The organism is Capnocytophaga leadbetteri (assembly GCF_003054025.1).
GTDB classification, from domain to species: domain Bacteria; phylum Bacteroidota; class Bacteroidia; order Flavobacteriales; family Flavobacteriaceae; genus Capnocytophaga; species Capnocytophaga leadbetteri.
Genome location: NZ_QBKG01000001.1, coordinates 77,822 through 95,613 on the forward strand (window position 1 = coordinate 77,822; position 17,792 = coordinate 95,613).

At 44.5% G+C, this 17,792-nt stretch carries 16 protein-coding genes and 1 tRNA gene; 7 read left to right on the forward strand and 10 right to left on the reverse strand.

What is annotated here, in order from left to right; translation table 11 throughout:
* Nucleotides 1-27 precede the first annotated feature (27 nt).
* Entirely contained in the window at nucleotides 28-1,425 is a 1,398-nt protein-coding gene (locus tag C8P65_RS00435; protein ID WP_107780403.1) for a peptide MFS transporter, read from the forward strand.
* A gap of 55 nt (nucleotides 1,426-1,480) precedes the next feature.
* On the opposite strand, the gene C8P65_RS00440 is transcribed toward C8P65_RS00435, so the two are convergent.
* Complete coding sequence (locus C8P65_RS00440; protein ID WP_095913749.1) at nucleotides 1,481-1,816, reverse strand: MerR family transcriptional regulator; 336 nt, start codon at nucleotides 1,814-1,816, stop codon at nucleotides 1,481-1,483.
* A 10-nt stretch (nucleotides 1,817-1,826) separates the two neighbouring features.
* Entirely contained in the window at nucleotides 1,827-2,801 is a 975-nt protein-coding gene (locus C8P65_RS00445) for a M23 family metallopeptidase (protein WP_107780405.1), read from the reverse strand.
* A gap of 131 nt (nucleotides 2,802-2,932) precedes the next feature.
* On the opposite strand from C8P65_RS00445, the gene C8P65_RS00450 reads away from it, so the two are divergent.
* Nucleotides 2,933-3,184, forward strand: coding sequence for a Sec-independent protein translocase subunit TatA/TatB (locus tag C8P65_RS00450; RefSeq protein ID WP_107780407.1), 252 nt, complete (start codon nucleotides 2,933-2,935; stop codon nucleotides 3,182-3,184).
* On the opposite strand, the gene C8P65_RS00455 is transcribed toward C8P65_RS00450, so the two are convergent.
* From C8P65_RS00455 to C8P65_RS00490, 8 genes are all read right to left on the reverse strand, one after another.
* A complete protein-coding gene (locus C8P65_RS00455) occupies nucleotides 3,170-4,144 on the reverse strand; it encodes a long-chain-fatty-acid--protein ligase (RefSeq protein WP_170069068.1) in 975 nt (324 codons plus the stop codon). The two genes, C8P65_RS00450 and C8P65_RS00455, sit on opposite strands and share 15 nt — an antisense overlap.
* Before the next feature lie 23 nt (nucleotides 4,145-4,167).
* The gene (locus tag C8P65_RS00460; RefSeq protein WP_107780409.1) at nucleotides 4,168-4,677 is read right to left on the reverse strand and encodes a J domain-containing protein; all 510 of its coding nucleotides are present in this window, start codon (nucleotides 4,675-4,677) and stop codon (nucleotides 4,168-4,170) included.
* Nucleotides 4,677-5,084, reverse strand: a complete 408-nt coding sequence (locus tag C8P65_RS00465) for a hypothetical protein (RefSeq protein ID WP_107780411.1) — start codon at nucleotides 5,082-5,084, stop codon at nucleotides 4,677-4,679. Before C8P65_RS00465 ends, C8P65_RS00460 begins: the two co-directional genes overlap by 1 nt.
* 109 nt (nucleotides 5,085-5,193) lie before the next feature.
* Nucleotides 5,194-5,275: transfer RNA gene (locus C8P65_RS00470), tRNA-Leu, on the reverse strand.
* A 149-nt stretch (nucleotides 5,276-5,424) separates the two neighbouring features.
* Nucleotides 5,425-5,844, reverse strand: coding sequence for a hypothetical protein (locus C8P65_RS00475; protein WP_107780413.1), 420 nt, complete (start codon nucleotides 5,842-5,844; stop codon nucleotides 5,425-5,427).
* Between the two features lie 49 nt (nucleotides 5,845-5,893).
* Nucleotides 5,894-6,115, reverse strand: coding sequence for a hypothetical protein (locus C8P65_RS00480; RefSeq protein WP_107780415.1), 222 nt, complete (start codon nucleotides 6,113-6,115; stop codon nucleotides 5,894-5,896).
* Between the two features lie 99 nt (nucleotides 6,116-6,214).
* The gene (locus tag C8P65_RS00485; RefSeq protein WP_107780417.1) at nucleotides 6,215-6,670 is read right to left on the reverse strand and encodes a hypothetical protein; all 456 of its coding nucleotides are present in this window, start codon (nucleotides 6,668-6,670) and stop codon (nucleotides 6,215-6,217) included.
* Nucleotides 6,671-6,807: 137 nt separating this feature from the next.
* Nucleotides 6,808-10,701 (reverse strand): AAA domain-containing protein, encoded by a 3,894-nt coding sequence (locus tag C8P65_RS00490; RefSeq protein ID WP_107780418.1) that lies wholly within the window; start codon nucleotides 10,699-10,701, stop codon nucleotides 6,808-6,810.
* A 232-nt stretch (nucleotides 10,702-10,933) separates the two neighbouring features.
* Between C8P65_RS00490 and C8P65_RS00495 the strand changes: the two genes are divergently transcribed.
* From C8P65_RS00495 to rlmB, 5 genes are all read left to right on the forward strand, one after another.
* A complete protein-coding gene (locus tag C8P65_RS00495) occupies nucleotides 10,934-12,445 on the forward strand; it encodes an NAD(P)H-hydrate dehydratase (RefSeq protein ID WP_107780420.1) in 1,512 nt (503 codons plus the stop codon).
* Nucleotide 12,446: 1 nt separating this feature from the next.
* A complete protein-coding gene (locus C8P65_RS00500; RefSeq protein ID WP_107780422.1) occupies nucleotides 12,447-14,105 on the forward strand; it encodes an Ig-like domain-containing domain in 1,659 nt (552 codons plus the stop codon).
* A 94-nt stretch (nucleotides 14,106-14,199) separates the two neighbouring features.
* Nucleotides 14,200-16,668 (forward strand): DUF4982 domain-containing protein, encoded by a 2,469-nt coding sequence (locus C8P65_RS00505; protein ID WP_107780424.1) that lies wholly within the window; start codon nucleotides 14,200-14,202, stop codon nucleotides 16,666-16,668.
* A 12-nt stretch (nucleotides 16,669-16,680) separates the two neighbouring features.
* Entirely contained in the window at nucleotides 16,681-17,001 is a 321-nt protein-coding gene (locus C8P65_RS00510; protein WP_107780426.1) for a hypothetical protein, read from the forward strand.
* A 50-nt stretch (nucleotides 17,002-17,051) separates the two neighbouring features.
* Nucleotides 17,052-17,792 carry a 23S rRNA (guanosine(2251)-2'-O)-methyltransferase RlmB gene (gene rlmB, locus C8P65_RS00515; protein WP_107780428.1) on the forward strand — a complete coding sequence of 247 codons (741 nt, stop codon included), beginning with the start codon at nucleotides 17,052-17,054 and terminating at the stop codon, nucleotides 17,790-17,792.

Genomic DNA, 17,792 nt, shown 5'->3' on the forward strand with positions numbered 1-17,792 from the left:
AGAACTTTTTTAATTACTAATTATACAATGGATACAAACGTAGAAAATGTGAAAAAGAAGCACCCTAAGGGGCTTTACTTAGTGTTTCTGACAGGGATGTGGGAGCGCTTTAGTTATTACGGTATGCGAGGCATCTTGATGCTTTACCTTACCAAAACATTCTTAGAAGGCGGTCTAGCATTCGACCCCCAAACAGCGAGTCTTATTTACGGCTTTGCCACAGGGCTTACCTACTTTACGCCGCTTATTGGTGGTTGGATAGCCGATAATTTCTTAGGGCAACGCAAAGCAGTGCTACTCGGGGGGCTTATTATGTTCTTTGGTGAGTTTGTGTTATTTGCTATGCACTCGCACATAGGGCTTTATTTGGGGCTCTTCTTGCTGATTATCGGTAATGGTTTCTTCAAACCTAATATCTCAGCTTTAGTAGGAGGACTCTATGAACCTGGTGATAAACGCCTCGACTCAGCTTTCTCTATTTTCTATATGGGTATCAACCTTGGGGCTTTCTTAGCGCCGCTTCTTACAGGGTTGCTTACTGATAACATTTTTGCAAGCAACGTTACTAACCCCGAAACAGGCGAAGTAGTAATGTCATTCGGTTATAAATACGGTTTCTTGGCAGCAGCTATAGGTATGCTTGTCAGCGAAGTTATATTCCTTTTATTTGCGCAAAAATATCTTGGTGATTTGGGCTTACACCCTAAAGGAGGTAAGAAGAAAGTAGCAGATATTGAAGTGTCTGACGCACCGCTTACTAAGGAAGAAAAAGAGCGTATTACAGTTATATTTGTGTACTTCTTCTTTGCGATATTCTTCTTTGCAGGTTTTGAGCAAGCAGGTTCGTCATTTACCCTTTACACCGATAAGTTTATAGACCGTGTGGTTGGTGGTTTTGAGATACCTACTGCTTGGTTCCAATCAGTAAATCCGCTGTTTATAGTAATATTAGCGCCTGTATTTGCGAGCTTCTGGAATAGCAAGTTCGGACAAACACTCACTACACCATTTAAGATGGGTACCGGCTTAATCCTCTTGGGTATAGGCTATTTCTTTATGTTAGGAGCTGTGTACGAACGTGGGGGTAGTATAGGCAACGATCCTTCTGATATGACAGTAAAAGCAAGCCTTGCGTGGTTAGTACTTACTTACTTAACACATACTATGGGCGAGTTGTGCTTGTCGCCAGTAGGGCTTTCAATCGTTACGAAACTTTCTCCTCCTAAATTGGCAGGACTCTTAATGGGGGTTTGGATGACCGCAGCCTTCTTTGCTAATGCTGCCGGAGGTGTTATCGCTTCATATGTAGAAAAACTAGGCCCTAGTATCGTATTTACCGTTATTTCAGGCTTTGTAATTCTCTGCGGATTGGGTATGGTATTACTCAACAAGAAGCTACAACGTATGATGCACGGAGTGAAATAATAAAACAAAAATCAGATATTAAAGGGATTGCCTCATTACGGGGCAATCCCTTTTTTTAATTATCCATAGCCTCTTTTAGTGCTACGAGTTCTCGCTTTACCTTTTCTAACTTCGCTACTATTTCAAAGTTAGAAAGCGTCTTTTGCTTTTCATCTTTTAGCCGTTGGCGCGCTCCTTCAAGGGTAAATCCTTGTTCTTTTACTAAGTGGTAAATCAGTTGCAGCTTCTTCACATCGTCGGCTGAAAACTTTCTACTTCCTTTAGTGTCCTTCTTCGGACTGATAATCTCAAATTCTTTTTCCCAAAAGCGTATAAGCGAAGAGTTTACACCAAAAGCAGTGGCCACTTCGCCTATAGAGTAATACAATTTGTCCGGTAGATTGATGTCCATTGTCCGTTAGTTAGTCAAGAGATTGGTTTTCTTGGGTAGATACGCGTAGCATTTCAGCATACTCGTCAGCTGATAGGTTGCCGTAATAGAAGTGTATAGGGTTGATGTGCTCACCATTTTTTATCACTTCGTAGTGCAAGTGAGGGGCTTCCGAACGCCCTGTACTCCCCACTTTGCCTATTAGGTCGCCACGCTTTACGTGCTGTCCTGCCCGCACATTATAGGCCGAAAGGTGCCCGTAGAGGGTCACGTAGCCATAGCCGTGGTCTATGCGTATGTGGTTGCCATAGCCCGATGAACCGTCGTCAGCACGTATTACTACCCCATCGCCTGTTGCATATACAGGGGTGCCTTGTGGCGATGAAAAGTCCATACCGTAGTGAAATTTGCGCGCTTTGGTAAATGGGTCAGAACGCCAACCATAACCCGATGCCATACGCTTCAAATCTTTGTTGTTTACCGGCTGAATGGCAGGTATTGAGGCCAAAAACTTCTCTTTTTCTTTAGATAGCTTGTTGATTTCATCTAATGATTTAGATTGTATAACTAACTGCTTCCGAAGTTTGTCCAAACGTTTAGTGGTATTGGCTACTAATTTAGAGTTGCCTAATTTCTCTAAGTCTTTATATTTATTAGGGTCGAAGCCCCCTTTGCGCACGCTATCGGGTATGATAGGGGCGTTAAAGTACAACCGATACATATTGTTGTCGCGCTCTTGCACATCGGCTAATACCTGCTCTACCAATTCCATCTTTCTGTTTAAGATTTCGTAGTTGGTTTCGTAGGTTTTTATTTCGCGTGCTAGCATCACCTCGCGAGGGGTGAAAAACAAGCGAGAATTGATAATAATCAGTGATAAGATACTTCCGAAAAGAGCAGCGGCTAATAAGAAAATCAAGGCGTTACGCACTTTTGTACGCTTCTTATTCCGAATGCGCTTATACGAAAGCGTCTCGGGGTCATAATAATATTTTACCTTTTTCATACGGGCAAAGGTATAAAAAAAATATCAAAATCGCTATTTTGTGAAGAAAAAAATGTAATTTTGCAGAACAGTTAGTCTATCAGCTTGTTAGCAACGACTAATTAACAAATCGACAAATTGACAAATCAACTATGGGCATTTCAGAAATATTCTTTATTCTTTTTATGGTGTTAATCCTCTTTGGGGCTGATAAGCTGCCAGAGATAGCGCGTGGTTTAGGCAAAGCTGCCCGACAAGTACGCGAGGCTACCGATGAAATTAAAAACGAAATACAACGCGGTGTAAATGAGGTTACTCCTCATAACGACATAGTGCAAGAAACTCAGAAAGAAATAGAGAAGCTAAAAGACGATTTAACTATTGATAAATCAGCCGATGAGTAGATTGCAGCCTCTAATGTCGGCATTGTCAAACCTACCGAGTACTTCAAACTTGCCATCGGGGTGCAAACGACCTAAATCTTGGGTAGCAATAAAGCTACACGAATGTATGTTAGCCAAATCAATAAGGTTGATACCACCTGTTTTTAGCGGGCGTTGGTAGCTTAGCGCATCATTAGTGTCTCTTATCAGCACCTTTAGCCAACGCACCGATTCATAAAGCCCACTCCCTGCTGAATAGGCTTGCGAGAGCAACTCAGTCATTCCGTACTCTGAATGTATATACTCCACTCCAAACCCTTCGCACAATATAGCGTGCAACTCTTCGCGTATTAACTCCTTACGCCTTCCTTTCATTCCCCCTGTCTCCATTACAATCGTATTTTTTAGCTGAAAACGATGAGTCTCTACCAAGTCTAATAGCGCAAACGATACCCCTATCAGCAGCACTTTGCGTCCGCTGCGGTCTAAATAGGTCAGTTTTTCGGCTAATAAGTCGTATTCATTTAGGTAAAAACCGCTATCAGCACTGCCCGACCGCTCTATAAGGTCAGCAACCATAGTGATGAGCGAAGAGCCTGTGCGCTCTAAGTAGGAGGGGAGTAGTGCTAAAACAGTGTATTCTTCTATATTCCCATAAAAATCAGCAAATCCTTGTCGGAAACTCTGTTGGTATACCGCGAGGTCTTTCACGTAGTGGCGCGAGGTCTGACTGCCCGTAGTGCCACTGCTGGTAAATACCGTTGTAGGACGCTCATTTCCGCAATAAACAGCTTCTGATTTAAAAAATTCGATAGGTAGAAACGGAATGTCAGTAAGCCGACGCACCTTGTCTGGAGTACGACCGAGCAAGGTGCAAAAGCGTTGGTACACCTGATTGTGCTGGTACTGATACCCAAAAGTCTGTAGGGCAGCCTGCACAAAATCGGCATCTGTTTGTATAGAGAAAATATCAGGTAGCAAAAATAAAATAAATTAGTGTTTAATTAGGGGAGTAAGTCTTTCAAAAAGCCCCAAGAGGGGTTGAATAGCAGTAGGTTAAGCCCTATGATAAGCAAAACGATGATAAACTTCAGCCAAGTGATGTGTCGCTCACGGGGCGTAGCGAGAAAACCATCGTAAAACTTGCGTGCCTGTACAGTAGCTATGCGTTTGTTGAAGTACATATCGATGAGCGTAGGCAGGTCGATAACCGAGGTCGAAGGTGGGGCAGACTCGCCCGTGCTTGTGCGCTCACTGCTACTACTTGGGGCAGACTGTGCCACCGATTTGTTCATTTGCGACACCAATTGGTTGTCATAGTCGCGGCGTTTATTGGTGTCAGACAGTATGTTATAGGCTTCTTGTAGGCTTTTAAACTTATCAGTAAAGAAAGTATCACCCTGATGCTTGTCGGGGTGAAAGGCTTTGGCAAGTTTTTTATAGGCCTCTCTGATTTCTTCAGCTGAGGCTTTTTGGTTTACGCCTAATATTTCGTAGTAATCTTTTAACATCATTATATTCCTGCTTTTGGAGTAGAGTTATCAACACTTTCCCAGCCTATAAGTCTGCCGTTTTGAAAGGTAAGAGTAAGGGTTTTATAATGCCAACGCTCAGTAGTAGCCCCCTGAAATACGGCACTTTGCACTTCGCGCGGTCTACCTACAGCCATTTTCACTAAATAGTTAGGCATACCCTCTGAATAAAGTCCTTTTTCTATGGCGCTAACCGTGTTTTCGCCATAGGTGTTTCTTACCAAGTTCATAATAACCTCACGGGTTTGGCGTTCGTCTACTAAGGCATTTTGCCATTTTTCGCGCAATTCTTCTATTGCCTTTTCGCGTTTGAAGTTAGCAATGCCCTGCCTTATAATCATATAAAGCAGCACAGCCACACCTATACAGAGAATAGCATAATATATCATTAGGTTGTTGTTTTTTAATGGTGCAAAAGTAAAAAATAATTAGCAGATTAGCAAATCTGTAAGTATATAAAAAAGAAAAAGGCTACCATAATTGGCAGCCTTTTGCAAGTGCGGGTGAAGGGACTCGAACCCCCACGCCGTGAAGCACTAGATCCTAAGTCTAGCGTGTCTACCAATTTCACCACACCCGCAAATGATGAATTTCTCAATGATTGACGGTGCAAAGGTACAACTCTTTTTTAAAACTGCAAATTTTTACAGCTTTTTTTTTGAATATTTTTTTTAATCAATTAATAATTAGCAAATTAAGATACTTGTTCGTAAGTCAAAAATAATATTTCTATCTACAGCCCTCTGTTGGCACCGTATCTTTTAGATGTAGAGTAAGCACTATCGAATCGCGCTCTCTTACTTTTATATTATAGACATATAAAGCTTTATGTTCTCCCAAGGTTATTATTCGTACATTGTATTTCCGATTAGGAGAAAGATAATAAAAGGGTTCCTGAAAGCGATAAATAGATACTCCATTAATTTCTAAGAGCCATCTATCGCTTGGTAAAGACTTATTATCTTCAATAACCTTGATGTGCAAGAGCCCTACGATTTCTTTTTTTAGTTCATAATAGCTAATAGTATAGTCCTCTCCATTTTTACCTATTTTCTCGTGTGACTTAAGTGGTCTTTTAAAAGTATTACAACTGCTAAAAGCCACTAAAAGACTAATTACAGATAGTATTACAATTTTCTTCACGTTCATATTTTGCTTTTTTCTTGTTCTGGTAAGTTTCTAAATTCATTGGTAGGTTCTAAGCCTCTCCACGCTCTTGTTCTTCTTTTTTTCGTATTTTGTAAATGTCTATACCAGCAGATATACCAGTAGATAGGCATACAAAAACATTAATCATCATAGCCCAAAATGCTTTGGGTTCAAGATTTGTTACTACAATGTAAGCAATATTAACTCCTGCAGTAAGAAGGGTAACTACAAATATAGCGCTTCTTACATCTCTTTTTAAAAAAGGTTTCATAAAAACATTTATTTTTTAGGTTAAACAAGAATTTTATTGGTGGGTTCTAAGCCTCTCCACGCTCTCACTCTTCGTAAAAAGATTTTATATCAATAAACTTTAAAAACAAATAAGTTTTGTAAGAAATATCAGAAACAACATAAAATAGCAAACAATAACATAGTATTCAGCTTTATAATGTTTCACTATATATTGTTTTAATAACTCTAAAAAGAAAATAATAATAGGGGTTACTACTACATTTACTATCAGAATTTTATACCACTGATAATCTGCAATACTCTTGCAAAGATATAGGCTACTCAATACAAAATACCCTATAAAGAAAGGATTCTTAAGAAACTGCACTACATTGGCTACTGTTTTACCCTCCTTATATTTTTCAAAATATATAAAGGGTACTACTAAATGTAAAGTAATAAGTACTACTATATTCATTAGATAAGTGTCAGCAAAATATTCTTTTTGAAAGTCAAATACAATAACTGCCACATACATAATTAATAGCATTGCATATAAAGCTATAAATATTTTAGATAAATTTTCTCTTTTCATATTGGTAAAATTTTTTTTAATTAATGTGAGTTTTATGTAGAAATGGTATATTATACTATTATGAGGCTCGTGTATGCTAACCATCACATCTCCCCCTTCGAAGGGGGCAGGGGGGATGTTATATGAGTCCAAATTACCTAATTAACCGCCCATATCCTTTCATACTCATAGCCTGCCCCTCTTAATATTTTCTCTTTGTGCAAATCTTCCAAATAAGCTAACTCCCCTTCATATAGCGGCTTACTCATACACTCTATAGCGATAGGCTTGCCCGCATCGGGGGCTAATAATATATCGATAGTATACCCCCCAAACGGATAGTCGGGGGTTATTTTTTTGTCAGGGTGTTTCGCTTTTAACCTTAGGTAAGTCTGTGTTTTCCACGCCTCTTCGCCTGCCGTTGCCGCCTGTGCGTGTGTATGCCCATAGCGGTCTAACTCGCTGAGTATCTCGGTGCGCGCCTGTTCATCGCCACTGCTTATAGCTTTGCAATAAGCCAAATAAGCGTATAGCACAGCGCGTCGGTTGTTAGCCCCCTCGGTAGCCAAAGCCTCTTTGTAGTTGTTAAAAACCTCTTCGGGTATCGAGTTGCATACGTATATCTTCTCTTTGGCGCGGGTGATAATCACATTTAGCAGCTTGTAGCCCTTGCTGTGGTTCAACGGACCAAAGCTCTGTACAAACTTACCGTCTTTCTTGCGCCCGTAGGTTACCGATAGTATGATGATGTCGCGCTCATCACCCTGTATATTTTCAAGGTTTTTGATAAACAAACCTGCTTGCTCAAGGGCACTGAATTTTTGGGCAAAAGCGGGGTCGTTTTGCTGCTTGAGCAGTAGCTGCTTGCGTATGTAGTTGCGCTGAGTGATGTTGAAAGTCGCAATACCCACCGAAGGATAACTACCATCACCGCGTGGGGCTAATCGCTCAAGGGTGCGAATAACCTCTACGGCTTCCTCTTTGTTGATATGCTCTTCAAAAGTGCCGTCTACCTGCGCAAAGGCTATAGGGGTAAAAGGCTTCGTATTGGGCAACGGACGCAAACGAGCATTGTAAAAAGCGTGATTAGAAAAATCTATCAGATAAGGGTGGCGCGAACGGTAATGAAAATCTAAGTGGTTTTTGCTGAACTGATATTCAAGGGCATAATCCAATAACGACTCTATGTTTAGCATCGCCTCCTTGCCAGAAAGCACCGCGGGCGAAGTGTCGCTTTCATCTTCGTCCTCTTCGTCTTCAGCCGTGCCGTCAAATACTTTGCTAAAATAGTTAGAGGGCGGCATTTGGTGCTCATCGCCAGCGATTACTATGGTTTTGCCTTTCAGCATAGCCGGTAGATTGTCTTCTAGCTTTAACTGACTCGCCTCGTCAAACACTACATTGTCAAAATAGAAGTGCTTGCCCTCAAATAGGTTGCAACACGCATCGGGGGTGGTCAGTACAATAGGGAAAAAGCTGGTGAAAAGGTCGATGTCTTGCTGGGCTATTTGCCTCAGGGTCAGTCGGTTGTGCTTTTCGCTCTTGCGCTTGTTGTACAGATTGGCTACCGTTAGTGCTGAGTGTTGCTCTTCAAAAGCCTTAACGGTGCGGCGCTGCTCCTCGTCCCAATAATACTGTATGAAAGCGTGCTGAGTGGCGCCAAAACGCTCCATTTCAGCGGTAAAATGACTGTAAGTATGAGGACTGAAGTTCAGGCTCTCATCGGCGTGCTGCTGTTGTAGTAAAGGGTAATATACCGTCAGTAGCGAAGCCTCCCACGCCTTTACGGGGCGCAAGGCAGCTACGCATTGCTGTTGCAGAGGGCTAAGAGTTCGATACCAACTGTGCCACTGATAGGTAGCCTTTAGCGGGTGGGCTGTGTCGGACATATACTGCTGATAAATGCCGAGCGTCTGCTGCATAAAGGCGGCAAAATCGGCATAAGTAGTACCCCATTGGGGCGCCTGTAGCCAGCCGTCGCGCTGTATGGCGCTTTTCAGGGCTTGCACCTGCTGCTGTAGTAGCGGTAGGCTGTCGTCGCTGAGGGCAGGGTCAGCGTAATGTAGTAGGTCAAGGGCTGCAAAGTCAGTAGCTACCTTGTCGGCAAAATCGACTTGAGCTTGCGCAATAGCACTGCTGTAATCGGCTATGGCTGCCTTATTAGCCCATAGGTCAGCACTGATAGCTATAGGCGAAAAATTGCGGTGTACGCTCAGCGCTTTTATCTCCTGACTTAGCTGCTGTAGGCGCTGCTGGGTGCGTATAGCTTTTTTCTTTGCTGACGAAAATACGGCTGCCAATCGGTAGAAAAAGCCTTCGGTTTTCTGCGGCATAAACACATCGGAAGTAGGGGCGAGGGTAGCCGTTAGCACCTCGTACTCGGTGCGATGCTGCTCAAGGGTGGTGAGTTGTGCCGCAAAAGCCGCTTTGCGCTTTGCCTCATATTGCTGGCGGTAGGCGATAGCCGTTTGGCAGATGGTCTCCCACTGCTGTTCGTATTGCTTAAAGGCAGTAGCGAGCTGCTGTTCGGTGCTGAAAAAGTTCTGTGCCGTTAGGGTGTCGGGTGCTAAAAAATCGGTGTTAGCATAAGGACGATAATCTTCGTATAGGCGCTCGCCCTCTTGCCATAGTGCCTTGAGGGCTGCCCACTCCTCGTCGGTGAACTGAAAGTGTACACCGCTGAGGTCTATCGCCTCGCAATCAGGTGTATATTCTAATAGCTTGGCAGCTATATACGTCCAGTTTTGTCCGGCTATTAGCGGTTGGTTTAGCTTGTGGTGAATAGCGTTGATAGCCGCCTTGTGGTTTTGTAGGGTGACTATCTGCTCTGTTAGGGTTTGTGTGGGGTTGTCGGCAGAGGGTTTTCTAAAGTCGGGGGCATCGAGGGTTTGGCGCACCGCTTCTACTATCAGCTTGCGGTCGGCAATAGCGTCTTTCACCATCGTGCAGTACTTGCCCAACCCTTTCTGCTGTAGGGCGTTATAGAGCACCTCTAGGGCGGTTTGCTTTTCGCACACTACCAGCGTTTTCTGCTTGTTTTGCAGTGCATTGATGAGTATAGCCGTTAGCGTTTGGCTCTTGCCCGTTCCTGGGGGACCTTGTATGAGGACTTTGCGCTGCTGCCTAAGTTGCTCGAGTACATACTGCTGCGAGGGGTCGGTAGGCACAGAGGTCAGCGTTTGGAAATCGGTAGCAAGGGGTATTTCTTCCGCCTTAAAGTTGCCGATTAAGCCCTCATAATCATTGATGATATTCTGCTTTTGCACCTCGAAGAGCGAGAGAATACCACATTTTTCTATCATACCCTCGCCTTTGTTGGGCAAAAGGGCTTCGTATTCAGCTTTTGTTTTAAGGGGCGGAATTTCAGCGTAGTTATTCAGCAAGAAATCCAAATTCTGCTCTATTTTTAGCTGCTGAAGTATCTCGGTGCAGATAGCCAGCAGTTCGGGCTTGTCGATCTTGCCGTCTTCTAGCATCTCATCGGGTATGGGCGAAAGTTTTACCCCCGAATCGCTCTGCAGGTGGTTGATAAGCACCTCGTTCAGGTAGATGGGGTCGTCTTCGTTCCTGCTTATTTCCCACGTATTCATCTGGGTAGTGGGCTTCATCTTCACCGACCATATCAGTATCGGGGCAGCGGTTAGCTGTCCGTCGCTCTTGTCGCGGCGCAGCAGTATCGGGAAGCCAAAGCCCAAAGTGTTAATGCCCTTTTCGGCGCTAACTACCTCATTCTGAAAGATAAGCGTTTCTATATGGGTAACGAGTTTTTGCAGTTCAGGGTTTTCATCAGCTGTTTTTGGGGTAGTGGCAGCGCCTCGTTGGTCTATATTAGTACTTTCGGTATCATAGATAGAAAACGAAAATTTAACATTGCGCAGCGTAAGCATATCCAGCACCAAGCGCTCGGGCAAGCTCTTGAAGATAGCCGACAGCCGTGCAATATCAAATTTATAACGCGAATTAGCCGGTATAGCGTTCAGGTGAACGCCGCGCCGGTTGCCTACTTTCAGCTTGTGTTGCAAAGCCCTAAAAATTTCAGAGGATAGAACCATTTTTTTATTGTGAAATATGAATTGGCTACAAAGGTAAGAAAAATTAGCAAATTAGCAAATCTGCCTATACGTAACATATACCTTCCCTTTACCATCACCGAAGGATCACCGAAGCTCCCAGCCTTCCCAGCCCTCTCAGCCCTCCCATTCTTCCCATACAAATTTGCGCATTTGCCAATTATATACTACCTTTGCCAAATTAATCGCCTAATCGGCAAATCGTCAAATCAGTATGAACCTCCTTACTTCGCAACAACTAAAGCAGCTCGACGCTTATACCATTCGCACGCACAAGGTTTCGCCTTGGTGCTTAATGGAGCGCGCTGCCGACCTGCTTTTTCAGTGGGTACAGCAGCATTTGTCCGACCGCAATAGCTTTACCATTCTCGCTGGTAAGGGCAATAATGGTGGCGACGGCTTGGCGCTCGCTCGCAAGCTGATACAGGCTGGCAAGCAGGTAACGGTGTATATACTGCAAGTGGGGAGCCATTCGTCTGAGGAGTACCGGCAAAACGAGTCGCTATTGCACGCTATGGGAGTACAGCCTATAGCGGTAGACGAACATAATTACAGCAAAGTAGTCGATTTCGAAGAGGTAGTCATCGACGCTGTTTTTGGTATAGGCTTCAAAGGCGACCTGCCCGAGTGGCTGCAAGCACTATTCGATTGGCTCAATTTAGAGGCTGCCTTTCGTGTTTATGTGCTCAGTGTCGATATGCCTTCGGGCTTGCCTACCGATACACCGCCTACCGATGCGCACACTTTTGTGCATCCTCATATGGTGCTGACCTTTCAATGCCCTAAGCTGCCATTCTTCTTGCCGAGCACCGGTAAGTTTATCGGCAAATACGAAGTCTTAGAGGTATGTGGCTTAGCCGAAAGGGGCGATAAGTATGCTGACGAACTTTTTAGCGAATTCCATTGCGTAGACGCTGCAATGATAACCGAGATACGCCAAAGCCAACACCTCGAACCCCGCAGGCGCTTTAGTCACAAAGGTACTTATGGACACGCGCTTTTAGTAGGGGGTAGTTATGGCAAAATGGGGGCTGTGGTGCTCAGCGGTACGGCGGTGCTCCGAAATGGTGTAGGCTTGCTCACGGTAGCCATACCCGCCTGTGGCTATACGGTGCTGCAAACAGCACTGCCCGAGGCTATGGTGCTCACCAGCGATACCGATAAGCATTTTAGTAGCATACCAGTGCCTTTTACCCCTTCGGCTATAGGCGTGGGCGTGGGTTGGGGTACACAGCCCGATACAGCAGCTGCCTTAGCCGACCTGTTTGCGCAATACCCCGATACGCCTTTTGTTGTTGATGCCGATGCGCTCAACCTGTTGGCGCAGCAACCTGAACTCTGTCAGGCGTTGCCCAAAGGGGCTATACTCACCCCTCACCCTAAAGAGTTAGAGCGGCTAATAGGCAAATGGACAGATGATTATGACAAGTTAACCAAAGCCAAAGCCTTTGCCGATAAGCACCAAGTGGTGTTAGTACTCAAAGATGCTTATACAGTGATTACCGACGGCGATGCTTATTGGATAAACACCACTGGCTGCCCAGCCTTGGCAACCGCAGGCAGTGGCGATGTGCTTACCGGTATGCTTACCGCACTGCGCACACGTGGCTACGATGCCCTACAGGCAGCCATATTAGGGGTTTACCAACACGGACAAAAAGGCGAGGAGGTAGCCAGCCGCATTGGCGAAGAGGCACTTATAGCAAGAGATTTAGTAACATTTTAATATGAAACACCGATTACCCATACTATTATTAATACTTACCATTGCCCTGAGTTTGTGGCAGTGTGCCCGACGTGGTTCGCCTACCGGTGGAGATAAAGATACTACTCCTCCTGTGCTCCTACAGGCTTTTCCGCCCTCTGGTACTACTAATTTTAGCGGCAAGCACATCCGACTTTCTTTTGACGAATTTGTGGTGACGAAAGACCTGCGCAAGCAGCTTATCATTTCGCCTCCTATGAATACGTTCCCTATTATATCGCCTACCTCTGCCTCGCGCAAGTTAGACATTAGTCTGCTCGATACGCTCAAGCCTAACACTACCTACGTGCTTAACTTTGGCAATAGCATACAAGATTATAACGAGGGCAATCCGTATACCGACTTCAAATACGTATTTTCTACCGGAGCCACTATCGATTCGCTTTGGTACGAGGGCGATGTCACCGATGCGCTGATGCCTGAAGCTGACCTATCGGTTACCCTGATGCTATACCCCTATAACGAGCAGTACAAAGACTCTTTAGTCTACAAACACAAGCCTACCTATGTTACCACCACGCTCGATAGTCTTCACAGCTTTGTGTTTGAGTTCCTCAAAGAGGGTAAATATAAGTTGATAGCCCTAAAAGATAAGGGAGGCGACTACCTGTTTAACCCCAAAGATGATAAGATAGCCTTCTTAAGCGAACCCATTACAGTCGAAGACCTCAAAGGCAAACCGCAAGGGTCGTATCCCAAACTGCGATTGTTTAAAGAAGAGCTTCCTTATAAGGCACACCGCCCTACCCAAACGGCGGCGAACCGTATTAGTTTTGGTTTTGACGGTGGCACTAAGGGGGTAACGATTACTCCTATATCGCCTACTACCCCCGACTTTCGCTATACGGTAGCCAAAGATGCTAAGAAAGATACGCTGCACTTCTGGTATCAACCCCGTCAGAAAGACTCGCTTGTCTTTACGGTGGCGCATCAGCAGAAAGTAGATACTTTTCGCCTTAGGCTGAAAGAGGGCAAGGACGTTAAGCCCGATAGCTTACAGATAGAAAGCACTTTTTCTGGCGATCTGCCTATGTATAAAGACTTTGCTTTCAGAAGCAATATCCCACTGACAAAAGTAGACCCTGCTAAGATAAAAATACTGCAAGGCAAAGACTCTTTGGCGAAAGCCATTCCTTTTAAGGCGGTATTAGATAGCACGCAGTTGCAATACACGCTCTTATTCGATAAGAAAAACGATGAGCAATACCGCATCGAGGCGTTGCCCCACGCTATGACGGACTATTTCGGTGCCACTAACGACACGCTGAATATTAAGCTCTCCACTAAAAAAGCGGAAGACTTAGCTGTCTTTAAGCTCCACCTCAGTACCGAAGCTGTCAAGCTCAACTATCCGTTACTGCTACAGCTCACTAGTGAGAAAGCCACTGAGGTACTGCAAGAGTTGTATATAGAAAAACCGCAGGAGGAATACGTATTTGCCAATGTCAATCCTGCCAAATTGCGATTGCGTTTGATAGAAGACCGCAATGGCAATCGCCGTTGGGATACCGGTAACTTCCTGCAACAACGACAGCCCGAACGGGTATGGTACTTCCCCCCTATAGTAGAACTCCGTGCCAACTGGGAAGTAGAAGAAACTTGGCTTCTGAAAGATGAATAATAACAAGAGAAAACACAACTTTTATAAAAGTTTGTGATTAGAATTATTTTCGTACCTTTGCAGAGAGAAATTGAAGAAAATTAAACATTAAAAAATGAATAAAATCAACCTTTTACTATTGTTGGGCATTACTGCTACAGGCTGGGCGCAACAACAGACCCTTCAGAAAGGGTGGAAATTCAGCAGAGAGGATGATCCTCAAGCAGCCGAAACACTTTATAACGATGCTAAATGGCAACGCGTAACCGTCCCTCACGACTGGGCTATCTATGGCCCTTTTGATATGGAAAACGACATTCAGCGCACCGCTATTAAGCAAGACGGACAAAAAGCGGCTATCGAGCATACAGGTCGTACCGGCGGACTACCCTTTGTAGGCGTGGGCTGGTATCGCACTCAGTTCAATGTGCCCGAACTCACTGCCGATAAGCAGGTGTTCATACAGTTCGACGGGGCAATGAGCAATCCAGAAGTATTTGTAAACGGACAGAAAGCGGGTGAGTGGCATAATGGCTACAACACTTTCTTCTTAGATATTACCCCTTATGTAAAAGCTAAAGATAACACCCTTGCGGTGCGTCTGAACAATCTAACCCAAATGTCGCGTTGGTACCCTGGGGCAGGGCTATACCGCAATGTGCATATCATCACCAAAAATAAAACGCACATCCCTATATGGGGCATACAGATTACCACGCCCGAAGTAACCCAAGACTTCGCTAAAGTAGTGGTAAATACAGAATTTGTATCGGCTAACAAAGCGGCTATTGCGGCAGAAACTACTATTTTCAACCAACAAGGGGAAAGAGTAGCCCATACTAATACCAAAGCAACAGCTTATACTACCGATAAGATTACATCAGAAATGTACATCGATAAGCCTCGTTTGTGGGACATCGGTGCGCCTAATCTTTACAAAGCCGTTACCAAACTCTATGAAGACGGTCAGCTGAAAGACGAGGTAACTACTACCTTCGGCGTTCGCACTATAGAGCTTAAACCTAATGACGGTTTATACCTGAATAACCGCAAAATTAAAATACAAGGGGTGTGTATGCACCATGATTTAGGCCCTTTGGGTGCCGCTGTTAATGAGAGTGCAATACGCCGACAATTGCTAATTTTAAGAGATATGGGCGTTAACGCTATCCGTACCTCTCATAATATGCCTGCCCCCGAATACGTCCGCTTAGCCGACGAGATGGGTATGCTATTGGCAGTAGAGAGTTTTGATGAGTGGGCGATACCTAAAGTAGAGAATGGCTATCATTTGTACTTCAAAGACTGGGTTAAAAAAGACCTTACGAACCTTGTGAAGCACTATCGCAATAACCCCAGCGTGCTGATGTGGTTTATTGGCAACGAGGTAGAAGAACAAAGTGTAGAGAGTGGCTCGCAAGTAGCCTACTACTTACAGAGCATCATACAGCAGCTCGACCCTACACGCCCTGTGAGCAATGGTATGGACAGACCCCACGACATCTTGCGCAACAATATGGCAGCTACTATGCAGCTAGTAGGTTTTAATTACCGTCCGTTTAAGTACCAAGAAGCCTATAAGAAATTGCCACAACGCTTGTTGTTGGGTAGTGAGACGGCCTCTACTGTTAGCTCGCGTGGGGTGTACAAATTCCCAGTACAGCGCAAATCAATGGCTAAGTACCCCGATATGCAGTCGTCGTCTTATGACGTAGAGCACTGCGGTTGGTCTAACTTGCCCGAAGATGACTGGATACACCAAGAGGATTTGCCTTATATGATAGGCGAGTTTATCTGGACAGGCTTCGACTATCTCGGCGAGCCAACGCCTTACTACGTAGAATGGCCTTCGCATAGTTCTTACTTTGGGGCAGTAGACTTAGCGGGACTTCCTAAAGACCGTTTTTATCTGTACCGTTCGCATTGGAATAAAGAAGCCGAAACGCTACACATCTTACCGCATTGGAACTGGGAGGGGCGTGAAGGCGAAGTAACCCCTATCTTCGTTTATACTAACTACCCTTCTGCTGAATTGTTTATCAACGGCAAGAGTCAAGGCAAACGCAGTAAAGACCTTTCTATAAAAATAGAAGAGAAAGAGAAAGACGGCAATCCGTCAGACCTAAACCGACAAAAACGTTACCGCCTAATGTGGATGGATACTAAGTACGAACCTGGTACTGTGAAGGTAGTAGCTTATGACGACAATGGTAAGGCTGTAGCCGAAAAAGAAATACATACTGCTGGCAAGCCTTACGCTTTGCGCCTCAGCACCGAGTACAAAACAGAACTCAGCCCTAATAGCGATGAGTTGGCTTTCATTACTGTTGAAGCGGTAGACAAAGACGGCAATCTATGCCCTACAGTGAATGATTTAGTAACCTTTACCGTAAAAGGTGCGGGTACTTATCGTGCCGCTGCCAATGGCGATGCTACTTGTACCGACCAATTCCACCTCCCTAAGATGCACCTTTTCAACGGCAAATTAGTAATGATGGTACAAGCAGGCGATAAAGCAGGCACCATAAACGTAGAGGCTAAGACTAAGAAATTGAAAGGGAAAATTGAGATTATGGTGAGATAATAATAGCGTGATATGAAAGAGCTTCTTTTTGAAGAAGATAAAGAGTATGTAGCAATAGTAGAAGCAAGTAAGTGCCGAACCTATATAGGTTTTATAGAGGCACTGAATGAAGCCTTTTTCATACATACCGGTCAGGAGCCTCATATTAATGATACGATGTGGTATATATTCTCATCGGATGTGGGGCACCGAAAGATAAAGATGCTCTTTATGCGTAGTGGAGCCTTGAAAAAACTGCCTATTTATGATGAGATTATCGCAGACTTAATACAGTGGAAACGCTATTGGGAATCCGAAAATGCTAAAAACCAATTAGAATGGGAGTTTTGTTAAGATAAGAAGCAAGATATAAGCTAAATAACTTCTTAGGAAATTTATAAAAAATGCAAGAACAAGAATATCAAATATATGGCATAAGGGCGGTGATGGAAGCGCTTGAAGCAGGCAAAACCCTCGATAAGGTGTTTGTGCAAAAAGGTTTGCAAGGCAACCTTTTCAGAGAACTGCTATCACTATTACAGCAAGCACAAGTGCCGGTGCAGTACGTGCCTGTTGAGAAGCTGAACCGCCTTACCAAGAAAAACCACCAAGGGGTAGTCGCTACCCTATCGCCAGTCGATTATCACAGTTTTGAGGATTTGGTAATATCGGTTACCGAAAGCGGTGTTACACCACTCTTTCTGCTTTTAGACCACCTTTCGGATGTGCGCAACTTTGGGGCTATCATCCGTACGGCTGAATGTGCAGGGGTGTCGGGTATTATTATCCCTAAGCGCGGCAGTGTCAGTATCACGGCCGATACCGTCAAAACCTCTGCGGGGGCTGTCTTTCGGGTGCCTATCTGCAAGGTCGAAAACCTGGTTGATGCTGTATATTACCTACAAGGTAGTGGCATTAGGGTGGTAGCCGCTACTGAAAAGACCAACCAATTGCTATATGCCGAAGATTTTAGCGTGCCTATGGCTATAGTAATGGGGGCAGAAGATGTGGGCATCTCGCCTGCGGTACTGAAAGTGGTAGATAGTAAAGCCAAATTGCCAATGAAAGGCGAAATAGGGTCGCTAAATGTGTCGGTAGCCTGCGCTGTCTTTTTGTACGAAGTCGTTAGACAGAGAGGTAATTAA

Coding starts and splice junctions, on each gene's coding strand:
- C8P65_RS00450 (WP_107780407.1), top strand. CDS start 2,933: ATGGGCATTTCAGAAATATTCTTTATTCTTTTTATGGTGTTAATCCTC.
- C8P65_RS00490 (WP_107780418.1), bottom strand. CDS start 10,701: ATGGTTCTATCCTCTGAAATTTTTAGGGCTTTGCAACACAAGCTGAAA.
- C8P65_RS00440 (WP_095913749.1), bottom strand. CDS start 1,816: ATGGACATCAATCTACCGGACAAATTGTATTACTCTATAGGCGAAGTG.
- C8P65_RS00475 (WP_107780413.1), bottom strand. CDS start 5,844: ATGAACGTGAAGAAAATTGTAATACTATCTGTAATTAGTCTTTTAGTG.
- C8P65_RS00435 (WP_107780403.1), top strand. CDS start 28: ATGGATACAAACGTAGAAAATGTGAAAAAGAAGCACCCTAAGGGGCTT.
- C8P65_RS00495 (WP_107780420.1), top strand. CDS start 10,934: ATGAACCTCCTTACTTCGCAACAACTAAAGCAGCTCGACGCTTATACC.
- C8P65_RS00465 (WP_107780411.1), bottom strand. CDS start 5,084: ATGATATATTATGCTATTCTCTGTATAGGTGTGGCTGTGCTGCTTTAT.
- C8P65_RS00500 (WP_107780422.1), top strand. CDS start 12,447: ATGAAACACCGATTACCCATACTATTATTAATACTTACCATTGCCCTG.
- C8P65_RS00445 (WP_107780405.1), bottom strand. CDS start 2,801: ATGAAAAAGGTAAAATATTATTATGACCCCGAGACGCTTTCGTATAAG.
- C8P65_RS00505 (WP_107780424.1), top strand. CDS start 14,200: ATGAATAAAATCAACCTTTTACTATTGTTGGGCATTACTGCTACAGGC.
- C8P65_RS00510 (WP_107780426.1), top strand. CDS start 16,681: ATGAAAGAGCTTCTTTTTGAAGAAGATAAAGAGTATGTAGCAATAGTA.
- rlmB (WP_107780428.1), top strand. CDS start 17,052: ATGCAAGAACAAGAATATCAAATATATGGCATAAGGGCGGTGATGGAA.
- C8P65_RS00460 (WP_107780409.1), bottom strand. CDS start 4,677: ATGATGTTAAAAGATTACTACGAAATATTAGGCGTAAACCAAAAAGCC.
- C8P65_RS00485 (WP_107780417.1), bottom strand. CDS start 6,670: ATGAAAAGAGAAAATTTATCTAAAATATTTATAGCTTTATATGCAATG.
- C8P65_RS00480 (WP_107780415.1), bottom strand. CDS start 6,115: ATGAAACCTTTTTTAAAAAGAGATGTAAGAAGCGCTATATTTGTAGTT.